General features: G+C 64.5%; 17 protein-coding genes. 10 read left to right on the top strand and 7 right to left on the bottom strand.

Features of this window, described 5'->3' with window-relative positions; all coding sequences use genetic code 11:
• Positions 1–81 precede the first annotated feature (81 nt).
• Positions 82–1,002, bottom strand: a complete 921-nt coding sequence (locus ABD283_RS06125) for a toll/interleukin-1 receptor domain-containing protein (protein WP_344224098.1) — start codon at positions 1,000–1,002, stop codon at positions 82–84.
• Positions 1,003–1,052: 50 nt separating this feature from the next.
• Positions 1,053–1,505 carry an SRPBCC domain-containing protein gene (locus ABD283_RS06130; RefSeq protein ID WP_344224099.1) on the bottom strand — a complete coding sequence of 151 codons (453 nt, stop codon included), beginning with the start codon at positions 1,503–1,505 and terminating at the stop codon, positions 1,053–1,055.
• 120 nt (positions 1,506–1,625) lie between these two features.
• Between ABD283_RS06130 and ABD283_RS06135 the strand changes: the two genes are divergently transcribed.
• A complete protein-coding gene (locus ABD283_RS06135) occupies positions 1,626–2,228 on the top strand; it encodes a TetR/AcrR family transcriptional regulator (RefSeq protein ID WP_344224100.1) in 603 nt (200 codons plus the stop codon).
• 120 nt (positions 2,229–2,348) lie between these two features.
• Here ABD283_RS06135 and ABD283_RS06140 read toward each other — a convergent pair whose 3' ends face one another.
• Positions 2,349–3,188 (bottom strand): alpha/beta fold hydrolase, encoded by an 840-nt coding sequence (locus ABD283_RS06140; protein ID WP_344224101.1) that lies wholly within the window; start codon positions 3,186–3,188, stop codon positions 2,349–2,351.
• Between the two features lie 115 nt (positions 3,189–3,303).
• On the opposite strand from ABD283_RS06140, the gene ABD283_RS06145 reads away from it, so the two are divergent.
• The 5 genes from ABD283_RS06145 (at position 3,304) to ABD283_RS06165 (ending at position 7,205) form a co-directional block, all read left to right on the top strand.
• Positions 3,304–3,942: a winged helix-turn-helix transcriptional regulator gene (locus ABD283_RS06145; RefSeq protein ID WP_344224102.1), complete on the top strand. Its 639-nt coding sequence runs from the start codon at positions 3,304–3,306 to the stop codon at positions 3,940–3,942.
• A gap of 111 nt (positions 3,943–4,053) precedes the next feature.
• Positions 4,054–4,866, top strand: a complete 813-nt coding sequence (locus tag ABD283_RS06150; protein ID WP_425552809.1) for an LLM class flavin-dependent oxidoreductase — start codon at positions 4,054–4,056, stop codon at positions 4,864–4,866.
• Positions 4,867–4,977: 111 nt separating this feature from the next.
• On the top strand, positions 4,978–5,868 hold the full coding sequence (trhO, locus tag ABD283_RS06155) for an oxygen-dependent tRNA uridine(34) hydroxylase TrhO (RefSeq protein ID WP_095797490.1): 891 nt from the start codon (positions 4,978–4,980) through the stop codon (positions 5,866–5,868).
• 102 nt (positions 5,869–5,970) lie between these two features.
• The gene (locus tag ABD283_RS06160; RefSeq protein ID WP_095797489.1) at positions 5,971–6,522 is read left to right on the top strand and encodes a DUF488 domain-containing protein; all 552 of its coding nucleotides are present in this window, start codon (positions 5,971–5,973) and stop codon (positions 6,520–6,522) included.
• Positions 6,519–7,205, top strand: a complete 687-nt coding sequence (locus ABD283_RS06165; RefSeq protein ID WP_344224104.1) for an MOSC domain-containing protein — start codon at positions 6,519–6,521, stop codon at positions 7,203–7,205. The genes ABD283_RS06160 and ABD283_RS06165 overlap by 4 nt, the downstream gene beginning before the upstream one ends.
• A 125-nt stretch (positions 7,206–7,330) precedes the next feature.
• Here the strand turns inward: ABD283_RS06165 and ABD283_RS06170 are convergent, their stop codons facing one another.
• Complete coding sequence (locus ABD283_RS06170; RefSeq protein ID WP_095797487.1) at positions 7,331–8,152, bottom strand: aldo/keto reductase; 822 nt, start codon at positions 8,150–8,152, stop codon at positions 7,331–7,333.
• A gap of 99 nt (positions 8,153–8,251) precedes the next feature.
• Here ABD283_RS06170 and ABD283_RS06175 point away from each other — a divergent pair, with 99 nt between their 5' ends.
• A complete protein-coding gene (locus ABD283_RS06175; protein WP_095797486.1) occupies positions 8,252–9,157 on the top strand; it encodes a uracil-DNA glycosylase in 906 nt (301 codons plus the stop codon).
• A gap of 61 nt (positions 9,158–9,218) precedes the next feature.
• The gene (locus ABD283_RS06180) at positions 9,219–9,614 is read left to right on the top strand and encodes a YchJ family protein (RefSeq protein ID WP_344224105.1); all 396 of its coding nucleotides are present in this window, start codon (positions 9,219–9,221) and stop codon (positions 9,612–9,614) included.
• 30 nt (positions 9,615–9,644) lie between these two features.
• On the opposite strand, the gene ABD283_RS06185 is transcribed toward ABD283_RS06180, so the two are convergent.
• Positions 9,645–10,367 carry a PIG-L deacetylase family protein gene (locus tag ABD283_RS06185; RefSeq protein ID WP_095797484.1) on the bottom strand — a complete coding sequence of 241 codons (723 nt, stop codon included), beginning with the start codon at positions 10,365–10,367 and terminating at the stop codon, positions 9,645–9,647.
• A gap of 82 nt (positions 10,368–10,449) precedes the next feature.
• Between ABD283_RS06185 and ABD283_RS06190 the strand changes: the two genes are divergently transcribed.
• A complete protein-coding gene (locus tag ABD283_RS06190) occupies positions 10,450–10,959 on the top strand; it encodes an O-acetyl-ADP-ribose deacetylase (RefSeq protein ID WP_129700007.1) in 510 nt (169 codons plus the stop codon).
• Positions 10,960–11,088: 129 nt separating this feature from the next.
• Here ABD283_RS06190 and ABD283_RS06195 read toward each other — a convergent pair whose 3' ends face one another.
• Positions 11,089–12,075 carry a malate dehydrogenase gene (locus ABD283_RS06195; protein WP_344224106.1) on the bottom strand — a complete coding sequence of 329 codons (987 nt, stop codon included), beginning with the start codon at positions 12,073–12,075 and terminating at the stop codon, positions 11,089–11,091.
• A 138-nt stretch (positions 12,076–12,213) separates the two neighbouring features.
• Between ABD283_RS06195 and tpx the strand changes: the two genes are divergently transcribed.
• Positions 12,214–12,711 carry a thiol peroxidase gene (tpx, locus tag ABD283_RS06200; protein ID WP_095797481.1) on the top strand — a complete coding sequence of 166 codons (498 nt, stop codon included), beginning with the start codon at positions 12,214–12,216 and terminating at the stop codon, positions 12,709–12,711.
• A gap of 151 nt (positions 12,712–12,862) precedes the next feature.
• Here tpx and ABD283_RS06205 read toward each other — a convergent pair whose 3' ends face one another.
• Positions 12,863–15,076 carry an NADP-dependent isocitrate dehydrogenase gene (locus ABD283_RS06205; RefSeq protein ID WP_344224108.1) on the bottom strand — a complete coding sequence of 738 codons (2,214 nt, stop codon included), beginning with the start codon at positions 15,074–15,076 and terminating at the stop codon, positions 12,863–12,865.
• Between the last annotated feature and the right edge of the window lie 26 nt (positions 15,077–15,102).

A 15,102-nucleotide genomic window follows, 5' to 3' on the forward strand; every position in this document is an offset into this window, starting at 1 on the left:
GGGGCCGCACGGCTGCGCCTTCGGAAATCACGAGCAGTGCCCGTACTGGGCTCAGCTGGGCGAGGACCGGTGGGCGGAAGGCTAGGAGCTCTCCACCACGCGCCATCGGATGTCGATGTAGGGCGCGACGTACGACTCGCCGCTGATCTCCAGTTGGACGGCGAGGATCTCGACGACGCTGAGCGCGCCGTGTTCGTTCATCAGCACGACCGTCTGCCCCTCGTGCGCGACCACGTTCCGGCCCCGAGCCAGCTGGCTCTCGAGCGCCGCGTCGGTGATCCCCTCGTCCCGCACGACTCCGACGGCCTTGATCGGATCCCGGTAGACGTAGACGGAATCGACCCCGCAGCCCGAGACCATGAGAGCGTTCTCGGTCTCCCTGTGCCCCCACCGGAACGTCTTCGAGGGGGCGTCCTCGAACGCGAATCGCTCGCTGCCCTCCAGTGCAGGACTGCGCCAGTGCGACGGGTCGCTCCTCAGCTCGTGGCGCTCGAGCCGGGCGGACCGCTCGCGCAGGACGGAGATGGGCGTAGCCGCGTCCTTGTTCGCGGGCAGTCCCTCGAGCCAGCGCCAGAGCTCGTCCACCTGCTCCGATCCGGGGAAGTCGTGCGGCTTCGCAGGGTCGTGGTTGAACGAGAAGCCCTTGGGCTTGTGCTCCGCCAGCCAGGACGGCGTCGTGTGGTCGAGGTTGTCCTTGAACAGGACCGACAGCCAGGTCATCGGTCGCTCCGGGTGCGCCTCCCGGAGCCAGCGGTTCTCGATGCCGACGCCGGACTCCGGGCAGTTGTCCGCCCGTTCCACGTAGTTGTCGTCGGTGATCATGAGCACGTGGTCGGCGTCGACCACCCGCCGCATGAACCCGGTGAGGCTGTCGCCGTAGACGACGTCGGCGTCGATCAGCACGTCGTAGCCGAGCGCCTTCAGCTGGGCGGCGAGGAGGTGGGCCCACTGGCGGTGCTGATCGGAGGTCCAGGCGTACGAGATGAAGAGATCTGCTGCCATGGTGCTCTCATGCCTCCTGTCCATTGGCCGCGAGCTCGCGGCGCTGTGAACTACGCGTCAGCGAGGTGCCGACTGAGTTGTTCAAGTGCCTTCGTGTGCCCATTGCGGGTGCCGTCGATCATCCCTGATCCAACGAAGGAAACCGCCTGGCTGGTGACGGTGACCAGAGTTCCTTCGTCGTCTGGTTCGAACTCCCACGTCACGAGCCCAGTCGCGAGTGGTTGCCCCTCGTTCTTCACCGTCTCCGTGTACACGACGAGTTCGTTCGGCACGATCCTCGTGTACTCGGTCTCTGCATGGAAGTCGAGAGTTTCCGGCGGCCCGCATCTATGGCGGTCGTGGCCGCCTTCGCGGAAGTCGGACTGGTCATAGACTATCTTCTCCCCAGCTGGAACGCTCCACCGAGCACGTGCAGCTGAGTCGGCGTAGGCCTCCCAGACGTCTGCTACGGACGCATCGATGTGGTGAGTCAAGCGGATCGTGTCGTGAGTTGGCGCGCTCAAGATGCTCTCCTTCCGGGCGCGGATCCGTCTCCTGTGCCCTGCCCTGATTTCTTGAATTCATGACCAAGAACAAGCCTGGCAGTTCTTGGTCGCGTGTGCAAGATGTCGTAGAGTGACAGCATGGCACGGACGGGGCGACCACGGAGCTTCGACGAGGAGAGCATCGTCGACCGAGCAAGGGAAAGGTTCTGGGAGCGCGGCTACGCAGCGACATCGATTCGCACCCTTGCGGATGATTTGGGGGTGCTTCCCGGCAGTCTGCACGCTGCGTTCGGCTCCAAGCGTGTTCTGTTCCTGCGCTCGCTTCAAGATTTCGCTGAGATGAGCCACTCCTCTGTCCAGTCGCTCGCGACCAGCGACGCCCCGCTCGACGCCGTGCGTGGTCTGCTGGAGTCCGTGCTGGAGGCGGCCCACGAAGCGCCCGGGCGCGGCTGCATGCTCGGAAACACCGCAATCGAGATGCTCCCGCAGGACGAAGAAGCGCGCATGATCGTGCATTCAGGGCTTCAGTCGTTTGAACACGGTATCGAGAACGGACTTCGGGCGGCCCAGCAAGCGGGTGAGGTCCGCAAAGACATCGACTGCCGCTCCCAGGCGCGGCTACTCGTCACCCTCGTGCAGGGCCTACATGTCACCGCTCGAGCTGAACGCACACCAGAGAAGCTATACGACGTCATCGATGTCGCGCTTGGCGCGATCAGAGAGTCTGAGCCGACGTCATAACCCGGACATGCGCTAGCACATGGGGACTGATGTCGGCGTGTCGTCACCGCAGTTGCCCATCGTCGTCAAGGGCCCCTGGAACGAAGCGGAGAGTGACAGCGCGGGCCTGTCGGTCTGTCGTTAGAGCTCCAGCATCGCCGCCGCTACTTCGCTGGAGGCCGCATCGGGTATCACCGTCGAGGCATTTTCGAGTACGAGGAGCCGTGCTCTGGGGATCTCCCTTGCAAGCGCTTCGCCGTTGCCGACTGGGAAGAACGGGTCACAGCGTCCGTGCACCACCAGCGCAGGCAGCGCGAGGCTGGCGAGGCGCTCCCTCCAGCGCGGTCCGCAATCGAGCCTGGAGAACACTGTCCCCAACTGATTGGCCATGTGCACGGCTGGCAGAGCCCCCGGAGTGCGGTCCCAGGTGCGTGCGGCGACCGCCCGGGCGGCGGCGGGGTCGTCGCCGAGGATATCGGCGCTTCCGGCCGCGTACTCCGCTACCGCATCGCGATCGGACCAGTCGGGCATGGATCGTGAGAACAGCCGGCCAATCGTTGCCTCATCGTGGTCGGGCAGGTCGTCGTCAACCGGCCCAGGGGCGACCGGCCGTGTTCCGACGAGGGTAAGCGCCGAGAATGCCTCCGGGTGATCGAGAGCAGCGACCTGGGCGACCATCCCACCGACTCCGATGCCCGCCAAATGAGCGGGCCGGTCATCGAGTTCGCTGGCGAGCGCCGCAGCGTCGGCGGCGAGATCTCCCAGTGTGTACGTTGGTTCCTCGGGGTCGCCGGTGGTGGATGCGCCGGAATCACACAGGTCGTAGCGCACTACGTGTCGACCGGCGCGCGCGAGAGAGTCGCAGAGCGCGTCCGGCCACGAAAGCATGGTCGTGCCTCCCGCGCATAGAACCAGCGGCGCTGCCACATCGCCGAAATGCTCGACCCCGAGCGTCACGCCATTCGCCTCATGCGTCGTCATCGTGTGCTCACCCCAACGCGAACTGTACGGCTCATAGATCTCTCCTCATGGGACTCGAGATGCACAAATACAACTGCGGTTTCAATAGTGAACGGCAAACGCTATGCTGTCAATCATGAAGACGTACGGTCAGTACTGCGGCCTAGCTCGGGCGGCCGAGATCCTCGGCGGACGATGGACTCTGGTGATCTTGCGTGATCTGCTCGTCGGTCCGAAGCGCTTCAACGAGCTCAGGAGGGGCATCCCGGGCATCCCCTCTAACATGCTGACGAATCGTCTCGGCGATCTCGAACGGGCCGAGGTCGTCGAACGGGCCATCGACGGCCGCAGCGTCGTCTATCGTCTCAGCGACTACGGGCGGGATCTCGAGCCGATCCTTCTCGCGACCGGACGCTGGGCATCACGGCGCATGGATGCCCCGCGTGAGGGCGAGCAGCCCACCGATAGCTCTCTGGCGGCTGCCCTTCTTACTGGTCGCACCGAGACGAGGGTCGCGCCCTTCACCGTCGAGGTGGTCGCCGGGCCCGCCGTGGCGAACGCGGAGGTAGAGGAGACCGGCGTCAGTGTCGCCGAAGGCATCCTGGCCGACCCGGATCTCCGCCTCTGCGGCCCCGGGCTGCGTCATCTCCTAGCCGATGGCGACGTCGAGGTGGCGCTGAGTTCCGGCACCATTGGCGTCGACGGTCCCGCATCGCTGGTTGAGGAGTTCGCGCGTGCATTCCGTGTCCCTCTCGATGCCTCGGCGCGGCACTGAAGCCCCTTCCGGCAAAGCGAGCCCGAGACGGGGTAGAAGCTGTGAGATGGGGAGAGCAACAGGAGCGAGGCGACGGTCGGCAGCGTGGAACGCCAGAGTTATAACCAGGACATGCCCTACGAGAACCCGTTGTACTTCGCGGAAGAGGCCGCTCAGCTGGACCTCATCGCGGATGGCCGCGTGGCCCTCGGCGTGAGCCGGGGATCCCCCGAACCGGCCCTGCGCGGCTGGGAGTCGTTCGGTTATACCGGCTCCGAGGATCCTCGCGGTGCGGATATCGCACGCGAGCACTTCGAGAAGTTCATGCGCGCCATCAAGGGCGAGCCCATGACCTACGCGGATCCCGTTCAGTACGGTGCCGGTGCCAAGCTGGCCATCGAGCCTCAGTCACCCGGTCTGGCCGAGCGGATCTGGTGGGGTGCAGGTTCGGCCAAGACGGCCGAGTGGGCGGGGGAGCGGGGCGTGAACCTCATGAGTTCCACGCTGCTCACCGAGGCCAACGAGGGTTCCTTTGCGGAGCAGCAGGCCGAACAGTTGCGCCGCTATCGCGAAGCCTTCCGCGCTGCTGGTCATACTCGTACGCCGCGCACCTCCGTCAGCCGCAGCGTGTTCCCGATCGTGGGTCCCGAGGACGAGATCTTCTCTTACATGGGTGCCCGGGAATCGCGTGACCAGGTGGGAGTGATCGATGGGTTTACCTCCGTCTTTGGGCGCACCTACGCGGATTCGCCGGACACCTTGGTGGAGCAGCTGAAGCAGGATCAGGCCGTGATGGAGTCCGACACTCTGATGCTCACGATTCCCAGCCAGCTGGGCCCCGAGCTGAACCTGCGGATCCTGGAGAACTTCGCGAAGTACGTCGCCCCCGAGCTCGGTTGGCAGCCGAATACTGAAGGCCCCGTGACGGGGTACGAGATTTCCTAAGCCGAGCTGGCGGCGTCGTCCCGTGGTCGGCATCGACGACGTCGCCAAGCTCACCTCCCCGGGGCCGCCCACCGCGCGTGGGCGGTCCCGGATTCACTTAAACTGGTGGGTATGTCCCTGCCGAAAATTGTGCTGTTCTATGTCTTCACCCCGCTGGCCGATCCTGATGCCATCAAGCTGTGGCAACAGAACCTCGCCGAACGCAGCAACGTGAAGGGGCGCATCATCGTCTCCGAGCAGGGGATCAACGCGACCGTGGGCGGGGACATCCATGACGTCAAGCGCTACGTGAAGGGCCTCAAGGAGTACGCACCGTTCAAGGACGCGGACATCAAATGGTCTGACGGGGTGGGGGACGACTTTCCACGGTTGAGCGTCAAGGTGCGGCCGGAATTGGTGACCTTCCACGCTCCCGATCCGATCACCGTGACTGAGGATGGCGTGCAGGGTGGCGGCACCCATCTGAAGCCGCACCAGTTGCACGAACTCATGGACCAGCACGGTGACGAGGTCGTGTTTTTCGACGGCCGCAACGCCTTGGAAGCCCAGATCGGCAAGTTCAGGGACGCGCTGGTCCCGGAGACGGATACCACCCGTGATTTCATCGACGAGATCGAATCGGGCAAGTACGACTCTTTCAAGGACAAGCCCGTGGTCACCTACTGCACCGGCGGGATCCGCTGCGAAGTGCTCAGCGTGCTCATGAAGAACCGCGGTTTCCAGGACGTCTACCAATTGGACGGCGGGATTGTGCGTTACGGCGAGGCCTACGGGAACAAGGGCCTGTGGGACGGTTCGCTCTACGTGTTCGACAAGCGGATGCACATGGAATTCGAGCCCGGCGCGCAGTCCCTGGGCACGTGCGCCGAATGCGGTGAGCCCACGCCCCGCTATGTCAACTGCGCCGAACAGACGTGCCGTCAGTTGTTCCTGTGCTGCGAGTCCTGCACCGAATCGGGGGCGCGCGATCACTGCCCGGACTGCGTGCCGGTCGCGGCCTAACACGTATCGGTTCTCACGAGGATCCGTGCGTTCGGGAGCTTTGCCCCCGGGCGCCTCCTGCCTTCGGAGACTCCCCGCACGGAGCCTCGTACCCTGGAGGGCATGGCTCAGCCCACGACCCTCATGACCTTCGGCCACGGCACCGCGGACCGCGACGAGTTGGCCCGCTTGCTGCAGGGCGCGCACATCGAACGAATCGTGGACGTGCGCCGGTTCCCGGGCAGTCGCCGCAACGACGCCGCCGCGCGCGGGCAGATTGAAGAGCTCGCCCACGAGCTGGGTATCGAATATGTGTGGGATGAACGCCTGGGCGGTCGCCGCTCGCTCTCCAAAGCCGAGGACCAGCAATCACCGGACCAATGGTGGCGCGTCAAGGCCTTCCGCGCCTATGCCGCGTGGACCCGCAGCGAGGAATTCCGAGCCGGGATGGCCGACCTTCTGGGAGGGCTGGACGATAAACGTACGGCCGTGATGTGTTCGGAGTCCGTGTGGTGGCGTTGTCACAGGCGCATCATCTCGGATGTGGCCACCGCGAAGCACAGCGTGCGCGTGGTACATCTGATGCACAACGGAAAATTCACGGTGCACGAACCCAGCGAGGGATTGCGCCTGGACGAGCACGGAAACCCGGTGTGGGATGGAGCCAAAGCATGAGTCAGGACCAAGCGACCGTGGACGAGCCGAAGGTGACGGACGCCTCGATTACCCTGCTTCGCACTGGCGAGGTGAAGTCTCGCAACTGGGGGTCATCGCGCGCGCTCAGGACGGCCGCAGTCAAGACGCCGCACGCTGGCCCGGTTCACTTGACCGCCACGGGTTTCGTGGGGGATGAGCAGGGGAACCTAAAACATCACGGTGGAACCGAGAAGGCCGTGTGTTGCTACCCGGCCGAGCATTACGACGCGTGGCGGGCTGAAGGGCTCGAGCTGCCCGATGGCGCGTTCTTCGAGAACCTCACCATCCGCGGCGCCACCGAGGACAAGGTGTTCCTGGGCGACGTGTACCGGGTGGGCAGTGCGGTCGTTCAAGTCACCCAACCGCGCCAACCCTGCGGCACGATCTCCAAGAAATGGTCCAACCCGGACCTACCCAAGCTCATGATGAGCACCAACCGCTGCGGTTACTACCTGCGCGTGCTCGAAGTAGGCGATGTCCAGGTCGGGGACCGCTTTGAGTTCGTGTCCCGGCTGTCGGACGCGGTGTCCTCGGCGTTCGTAAGCCGCATCATGAACGTGGAGCGCGGAGACCTGGCGGCCATGCGCGAGCTGCTCGAGGCCCCCGAATTTCCGGATCGCTGGCGCAAGCAGCTGCGACGTCGTTTGGGCGAAAGCGTCTGAGTAACCGCGAGCCTCGCGCTTGGTGCTGACCGGACCTCAGACCGGTACTACTTGGCCATCCACTCAGCAGCCCGGTCCTGTTCGGATCAGATCAGCTCCAGCGGTCCGGTCTTGTTCAGATCGGATCAGATCAGCTCCAGCGGTCCCGGCTGATCCGGAGCGGGGAAAGCCACATCGATGGCGCGGAGGTCCTCCGTGCTCAGTTGCAGCTCGAGCGCACGGGCATTGTCCTCCACATGCTCCACCGTGGACGCCTTGGGAATCGCGATTGTGTTGCCGTCCCGGATGGCCCACGCCAGAAGCAGCTGCGCGACGGTCGAATCGTGCTTCTCGGCAATGTCTTGAAGCGAAGAATCGCCGAGCAGCTCACCCTGTCCCACCGGGGAGTACGCCATGGCTACGATCTCCCGCTGCTTCATGGCGGGGAACAGGTCGAGTTCCGGACCCCGGCTCGAGGGATTGTAGAGCACCTGGTTGACCAGCGGGTTCTCCGGGTAGCTCTCCAACTCCGCCAGATCAACGTTGGACACGCCCCAGTCGCCGATCAACCCGCGGTCCACGAGCCGTTCGAAGGCCATGAGCGTTTCCTCCACCGGATATGAGCCCGGCCAGTGCAGCAAATACAGGTCGATGTGGTCGAGTCCCAGGTGTCGTAGGCTGCGCTCGCAGGCCTCCTCGGTTCCCTTGGCCGATGCATTGGACGGCAGCACCTTGTCCACCAGGTACACGTCATCGCGGATCGGCGCGATTGCCTCACCCACGAGTTTTTCGGAGCGCCCGCTGCCGTACATCTCCGCCGTGTCGATCAGCGTGAGGCCCAGCTCCACACCCCGGCGTAGCGTGCTGATTTCGGCCTCGCGGGTAGCGGTAGAGTCGCCAATGTTCCACGCTCCCTGTCCGATCGCGGTCAGTTGAGTGCCGTCGGACAGTTCTACGATGCGATTCACGATTTCTCCTGAGCCAGGGGACGGGGTGGACACCACGCTAGGGTCTCGGGTGAACCTCCGCAATCACTGTTCGGTTCAACACGCGAAGAGGACTCAGTCATGGCAACCCCCGAATCGGACACACCGCTCCTGCCGCACCCCCTCACGGGCCAGTCGTTCCCGTCGCCCGTTCCTCCGGGCGCGGGCTGGCCCGAGGACCCCGCCTCGCCGGACACACCCGTCGGGCACGACGCCGCTGCGGTGCGGGCGCTCGCGGACGGCACGAGCGGCGTCGGCGAACTCAACGCTCTGTGCAGCGTGTGCCGGGCGTGCGAGCGGTTGGTCGAGTGGCGGGAGAGCGTGGCCGAGCACAAGCGTGCTTCGTTCGCGGGTGAGCCGTACTGGGGCCGACCGGTGCCGTCCTATGGGGACCCGAACGCAAGGCTGGTCATCGTGGGCCTGGCGCCCGCGGCCAACGGTGGAAACCGGACCGGGCGCATGTTCACGGGCGACCGTGCGGGCGATTGGCTCTATGCGGCGCTGTATCGGGCCGGTTTTGCGGCTCACGAAACGGTGACCACCGCGGGAGATGGGCAACGTCTGCGTGGCGTTCGCATGATCGCACCCGTCCGCTGCGCTCCACCGGCCAATAAACCGCTACCCGCGGAGAAAGCGGCGTGCAGCGGATGGTTCGACCGCGAATTTACCCTCTTGCCCGATGTTGAGGGGATCATGGCGCTGGGTGGCATTGCATGGCAGACCACGTTGGCCGCTGCCGTGCGGATGGGCTGGGAGGTGCCCAAACCGCGACCCAAGTTCGGCCACGGGGCCGTCGCTGAGCTGCTGCGACCGGACGGTCAGCCCGTTCGGCTCGTCGGTTGCTATCACGTGAGCCAGCAGAACACGTTCACCGGGCGGCTGACCGAGCCCATGCTCGATCAAGCCCTCGCACTCGCGGCGGGGGAGACGTACGGATCAGGGTTGTCCGACAACGCTGCGGAGTCCGATGAGCCGGACCATCCGTAACGCTGGTGGTGGTCGGCCAGGGTCGACCGGGGTGCCCGGTGCTGACGGTAAACTCCGAGGAATGAGTGTGTGCCCCTGCGGCGGAATTCCCGCCGGTGCGTCCTATGAAAAGTGCTGCGAACCGGCACTGAGCAATCAGCGCTGGCCCGAGACGGCCGAGGCTTTGATGCGCTCGCGGTACACGGCCTTCGCGCTGGGCAACCAGGACCACCTGTTCCGGACCTGGCACCCGTCGACCCGCCCGTCGGAGGTCTCCGCGGATCCGAGCACGGAGTGGTTGGGCCTGACCATCCACGAGACGGAGGCGGGGCAAGCGAAGGATGAGAGCGGCGTCGTCGAATTCACGGCGCGCTATATCGCGGCGGGACGAGGGGACAGCCAGCACGAGGTGTCCCTGTTCCGCAAGCGTGCCGGCCGGTGGATGTACGTGGCGGCCATGACCGACGAAGAGCCGTGACCTCGAGGGTCCCGACTGCCGGACCGGGGATCAGCGCATTTTGTACAGCTTGATGCCCAGGGCGTGATCCACACCGGCGGACTGACCGGCTTCCGAGGTCATGCCCGTGATCATCTCCTGGGGATCCGGGTGGCTGCCCAGCGCCGAGAGGTACTGCTTGTGGCAGCGCAGTGATTCCACCGCGGCGTTGATATTGGCCTCGGAAAGCTCGATCGCGTAATCGGGCTCCACGCCGCTGACGATCAGACGGGTGACGCCCCAGGGTTCCAGGTTTTCTTCGTCCATGAGCTCACGGAAGACCCACGGATTGTCCGCGTCACGGATGGCGTCCAGCGTAGCTAGCCCGGCCACCCTGTGGTCCGCCTGATTGAGGCCCCACGCGGCCATCACGTCCCAATTGATGGTGACCACGGTATCCGGCTTGATCTTCCGGATCTCCCGGGCAATGCGTTTGCGGATGTCCAATCCGGATTCGAGCATGCCGTCCGGTAGATCCAGGATCGTGAGGTTTTCGACACCCACGGCTGCACAGGCGTCCCGCTGTTCCTGAGCTCTCAAAGGGCCGACATCGCTCGGATCCTGGTCTCGGATACCCGCCTCACCCGCGGTCAGCAACAGATAGGAGACGCTCGCTCCGCGCTCCACCCAGCGGGCCGCTGCGGCGGAACCGCCGTACTCCATGTCATCCGGGTGCGCGACCACGCACAGCACGTTCTGGACCTGGGAATCGTCGAAAATCGGAAGATCAGCCATGCTCTCAGCCTAGGCACGTGGACGCTCCGCGGCCAGGGATTCAGCCCCTGACGTTTACTATTCTGCGGCGTAGGGTGAAGTCATGGACGTTCAGATTGTCAAAGGTGACATCACCAAGGTTCAAGCAGACGCCATCGTCAACGCCGCCAACTCATCGCTACTCGGTGGCGGAGGAGTGGACGGTGCCATCCACCGAGCGGCCGGCAAGCAGCTGTTGGAAGAGTGCAAACGGTTGCGCGAAACCACTCTCAAGGACGGCCTCCCGTCGGGCCAGGCCGTGGCCACGGAGGGCTATAACCTTCCTGCGAAGTGGGTCATCCACACCGTAGGACCCGTCTTCGCCAAGAAAACCGACCGGAGCGACACCCTGGCCTCGTGCTACCGGGAGTCATTGCGCGTGGCGGACGAGATTGGTGCGAAGTCCGTGGCGTTCCCCGCCATCTCGGCCGGGATCTACGGGTGGCCGATGGACAACGCCACGGAGATCGCCGTGCGAACGGTGCAAGAAGCGGACACGTCGGTGGAAACCGTCATCTTCGTGCCCTTCTCCAACGACGCCGAAGAAATGTTCCACGAAGCGCTCGGCCGCTGAGCAGACGGACCGGGGCCAAGCGTGAGGGGAGGATTGTGCAGAAAATCGCCACGATTTCTGCACAATCCTCCCCTCAGACTGCGTGCCTGCGGTTTCCTCACATCAGGCCGCTCACGTAGGGCCGGAAGCTTAGATCAGTCTTAGTTCCTTGACCGCAGTACGTTCCGACTCGAGCTCGGCCACGGACGCGTCGATGCGCGAGCGAGAGAACGCCGAAACATCCAGGTCTTCCACGATCGACCAGTCACCGTTGGACGTGGTCACCGGGAATGAGCTGACGAGCCCCTCCGGAACGCCATAGGAACCATCCGACACGACCGCCATCGACGTCCAATCACCCTCGGGGGTGCCGCGGAACAGATCGCGGGCGTGGTCCACCGTGGCCCCGGCGGCAGAGGCTGCGGATGAGGTGCCGCGCGCCGCCAGGATTTCCGCACCGCGCTTGGCAACCCGTGGAATGTACTCTTCCTCGACCCACGAGTGATCCACCAGATCCAGTGCGGGCTTGCCGGCCACCGTGGTGTGGCTCAGGTCCGGGTACTGCGTGGCGGAGTGGTTGCCCCAAATGGTCATGCGCTTGATGTCGGTCACGGGCGCCCCGGTCTGCTTGGACAACAGGGACTTAGCTCGGTTGTGGTCCAGCCGGGTGAGCGCACTGAAGCGGTCGGCGGGGATGTCCGGGGCGTTCTGCTGAGCAATCAAGGCGTTGGTGTTGGCGGGGTTTCCCGTGATCACCACCCGGATGTCGTCTGCGGCCACTTTGTTCAACGCAGCCCCCTGAGCGGTGAAGATGGCACCGTTGGCCTCCAGCAGGTCGCCGCGCTCCATTCCCTTGGTGCGCGGACGGGCACCCACGAGCAACGCGAGGTTGGCGCCGTCGAAGACCTTCTCGGGATCGTCACCGGTCTGCACATCGGCCAGCAAGGGGAACGCGCAGTCCATGAGCTCCATGACCACGCCGTCCAGGGCACCCAGTGCCTGGGGAATCTCCAGCAACTGCAATCGAACGGGCTGATCCGGTCCGAACAGGTCACCTTGAGAGATTCGGAACAACAAGCTGTAGCAGATCTGACCTGCGGCTCCGGTGACGGCAACGTTGACGGGTGCTGGACTCATGGATCCTCCTGAGGCGCGGGGTGACGCCGGTTTCGCGGGTGTTCAGTGACCTATGACACTAGCAGCGGGAAGTTCAGCGCACGGCTAAAGATGGCGACAGATGCTGACATGACGCGTGGCGCACAGCACAATGAAGACATGGCAACTACCGCATTTCAGGGAAACACCGTCCACACCTCCGGCGAACTGCCCGACGTGGGCACCACCGCACCCACCTTTGACCTGGTGGGTTCCGATCTCAGCCCCGTGACTTCCCAGGATTTCTCTGGCAAGCGCGTGGTCCTCAACATCTTCCCGTCGTTGGACACCGGCGTGTGCGCCCAGTCCGTGCGTGAGTTCAACAAGCGCGCGGCAGCACTCGACAACACCGCAGTGGTGTGCGTGTCCAAGGACCTTCCATTCGCTCACGATCGCTTCTGCAGCGCCGAGGGCATTGAGAACGTCACCACCGGTTCCGCATTCCGTTCCAGCTTCGGCGAGGACTACGGCCTGGTTCAGACCGACGGCCCGCTCGAAGGCCTGCTGGCTCGCGCCGTCGTGGTTCTCAACGAAAACGGTGAGGTGGTCTACACCCAGCTCGTTGACGAAATCACCGATGAGCCCGATTACGACGCCGCTGAGGACGTCTTGTCCTAAGCAGCCACCTCTAAGGGGCGGGGCCTTTCGGTCCCGCCCTTTTTTCGTGCCCGGTTCCTCGACGTGGTGAACCACGGCGAGAATGACGCCGCCGCACCGCCCCCGAAGAGGCGACGCGGCGGCGTCGTCGATCTGGAAACGCGCTACGCGATCAGGCGCTGAGCGAATCCACGATCTTGTTGAGCGTGGCCGAGGGGCGCATCACGTTGGAGGCCTTCTCGTCGCTGGGCCAGTAGTAGCCGCCGATGTCGGCCGGGGAACCCTGAACCTCGAGCAGCTCCTTCACGATGGTGTCCTCGTTGGAGCGCAGCTCCGAGGCGACCTTCTCGAAAGCCTTGGCCAACTCGGCGTCCTCGGTCTGCTTGGCCAGTTCCTCGGCCCAGAAGAGCGCGAGGTAGAAGTGCGAGCCGCGGTTGTCGAGCTCGCCGGCCTTGCGGGACGGGGACTTGTTCTCGTTGAGGAACGTGCCCGTGGCGCGGTCCAGCGTGTCCGCCAGGACCTGGGCCTTGGGGTTGTCGTAACGAGTGGCCAGGTGCTCGAAGGATGCGGCCAGGGCCAGGAACTCACCCAAGGAATCCCAACGCAAGTGGTTTTCTTCCACGAGCTGTTGCACGTGCTTGGGGGCGGAACCACCGGCACCGGTCTCGAACAGGCCGCCGCCGTTCATCAGCGGAACGATGGACAGCATCTTGGCGGAGGTGCCCAGTTCCAGGATGGGGAACAGGTCGGTGAGGTAGTCACGCAGCACGTTGCCGGTCACGGAGATGGTGTCCTCGCCGCGGCGGATGCGCTCGATCGTGAACGTGGTGGCGTCCACGGGGGAGAGGATGCGAATGTCCAGACCGTCGGTGGCCTCGTCGGCCAGGTACTGGTTGACCTTCTCGATGAGGTTGCGGTCGTGGGCGCGAGTCTCGTCCAACCAGAACACGGCCGGCATGCCGGATTCGCGTGAACGGCGAACGGCGAGCTGGACCCAGTCCTTGATGGGTGCGTCCTTGGCCTGGCAAGCGCGCCAGATGTCACCGGGCTGAACCTCGTGGGACATCAGCACATCGCCGGCCTGGTTGACGACCTGCACGGTGCCGGCCTTCTCGATCTCGAAGGTCTTGTCGTGCGAGCCGTACTCCTCGGCCTTCTGCGCCATGAGGCCAACGTTGGGAACGGTGCCCATGGTGGTGGGATCGTAGGCGCCGTTGGCGCGGCAGTCCTCGATCACGGCCTGGTACACACCGGCGTAGGAGGAATCCGGCAGCACCGCCAGGGTGTCCTCCTGCTGGCCCTCGCGGCCCCACATCTTGCCGGAGGTGCGGATCATGGCGGGCATGGAAGCGTCCACGATCACGTCAGAAGGCACGTGCAGGTTGGTGATGCCCTTGTCCGAGTTCACGTAAGCCAGTTCGGGGCCGTTATTGATGCCCTCTTCGATGGCGGCCTTGATCTTGTCGCCATCAGCCACGTTGGACAGGCCGGACAGGATGCCGCCCAAACCGTCGTTGGGGGACAAGCCGGCCTGAGCCAGCTGATCACCGTACTGTGCGAAGACCTCGGGGAAGAACGCCTTGACCACGTGGCCGAAGATGATGGGGTCCGAGACCTTCATCATGGTGGCCTTGAGGTGGGTCGAGAACAGCACGTCCTCTTCCTTGGCGCGGGCCACCTGGGCCTTGAGGAACTCGTCCAAAGCAGCGGCGCTCATGAAAGTAGAGTCGACCACTTCTCCCTTGAGCACGGGCACGGATTCCTTGAGCACCTCGGTGCCCTGGTCGGTGACCAGCTGAATCTTCAGGGTGTCGTCAGCGGGCATGACCACGGACTGCTCGTTGGAACGGAAGTCGTTCTCACCCATGGTGGCCACGTTGGTCTTGGAGTCAGCGGACCAATCACCCATGGAGTGCGGGTGCTTCTTGGCGTAGTTCTTCACGGCCTTGGGAGCACGGCGGTCCGAGTTACCTTCGCGCAGCACCGGGTTCACGGCGGAACCCTTCACCTTGTCGTAGCGGGCGCGGATGTCCTTGTCCTCGTCCGTCACGGCTTCTTCCGGGTAATCCGGGATGTCGTAACCGGCGGCCTGGAGCTCGGCAATGGCCGCCTTGAGCTGCGGGATGGACGCGGAAATGTTGGGAAGCTTCACGATGTTGGCTTCCGGGGTCTTGGCCAGCTCGCCCAGCTCGGTGAGGGCATCGGCCACGCGCTGCTCTTCGGTCAGGCGATCCGGGAACTGCGCGGCAATGCGGCCGGCCAGGGAAATGTCCCGGGTTTCGACCTCGACACCGGCGGTGGAAGCGAAGGCCTCGACCACGGGCTTGAAGGAATAGGTGGCCAGCAGGGGCGCTTCATCCGTCTTGGTGTAGATGATCTTGGGCATGGGGCAATGACTCCTTGGTTTGACGG

Origin of the sequence: Kocuria atrinae, assembly GCF_039531425.1 — a bacterium.
Lineage (GTDB): Bacteria > Actinomycetota > Actinomycetes > Actinomycetales > Micrococcaceae > Kocuria > Kocuria atrinae.

What these genes read in the sequence shown, in the direction of transcription:
- trhO (WP_095797490.1), top strand. Translation starts at nt 4,978, where the DNA reads ATGTCCCTGCCGAAAATTGTGCTGTTCTATGTCTTCACCCCGCTGGCC.
- ABD283_RS06160 (WP_095797489.1), top strand. Translation starts at nt 5,971, where the DNA reads ATGGCTCAGCCCACGACCCTCATGACCTTCGGCCACGGCACCGCGGAC.
- ABD283_RS06190 (WP_129700007.1), top strand. Translation starts at nt 10,450, where the DNA reads ATGGACGTTCAGATTGTCAAAGGTGACATCACCAAGGTTCAAGCAGAC.
- ABD283_RS06135 (WP_344224100.1), top strand. Translation starts at nt 1,626, where the DNA reads ATGGCACGGACGGGGCGACCACGGAGCTTCGACGAGGAGAGCATCGTC.
- ABD283_RS06165 (WP_344224104.1), top strand. Translation starts at nt 6,519, where the DNA reads ATGAGTCAGGACCAAGCGACCGTGGACGAGCCGAAGGTGACGGACGCC.
- ABD283_RS06140 (WP_344224101.1), bottom strand. Translation starts at nt 3,188, where the DNA reads ATGACGACGCATGAGGCGAATGGCGTGACGCTCGGGGTCGAGCATTTC.
- ABD283_RS06145 (WP_344224102.1), top strand. Translation starts at nt 3,304, where the DNA reads ATGAAGACGTACGGTCAGTACTGCGGCCTAGCTCGGGCGGCCGAGATC.
- ABD283_RS06185 (WP_095797484.1), bottom strand. Translation starts at nt 10,367, where the DNA reads ATGGCTGATCTTCCGATTTTCGACGATTCCCAGGTCCAGAACGTGCTG.
- ABD283_RS06125 (WP_344224098.1), bottom strand. Translation starts at nt 1,002, where the DNA reads ATGGCAGCAGATCTCTTCATCTCGTACGCCTGGACCTCCGATCAGCAC.
- tpx (WP_095797481.1), top strand. Translation starts at nt 12,214, where the DNA reads ATGGCAACTACCGCATTTCAGGGAAACACCGTCCACACCTCCGGCGAA.
- ABD283_RS06175 (WP_095797486.1), top strand. Translation starts at nt 8,252, where the DNA reads ATGGCAACCCCCGAATCGGACACACCGCTCCTGCCGCACCCCCTCACG.
- ABD283_RS06180 (WP_344224105.1), top strand. Translation starts at nt 9,219, where the DNA reads ATGAGTGTGTGCCCCTGCGGCGGAATTCCCGCCGGTGCGTCCTATGAA.
- ABD283_RS06195 (WP_344224106.1), bottom strand. Translation starts at nt 12,075, where the DNA reads ATGAGTCCAGCACCCGTCAACGTTGCCGTCACCGGAGCCGCAGGTCAG.
- ABD283_RS06150 (WP_425552809.1), top strand. Translation starts at nt 4,054, where the DNA reads ATGCCCTACGAGAACCCGTTGTACTTCGCGGAAGAGGCCGCTCAGCTG.
- ABD283_RS06205 (WP_344224108.1), bottom strand. Translation starts at nt 15,076, where the DNA reads ATGCCCAAGATCATCTACACCAAGACGGATGAAGCGCCCCTGCTGGCC.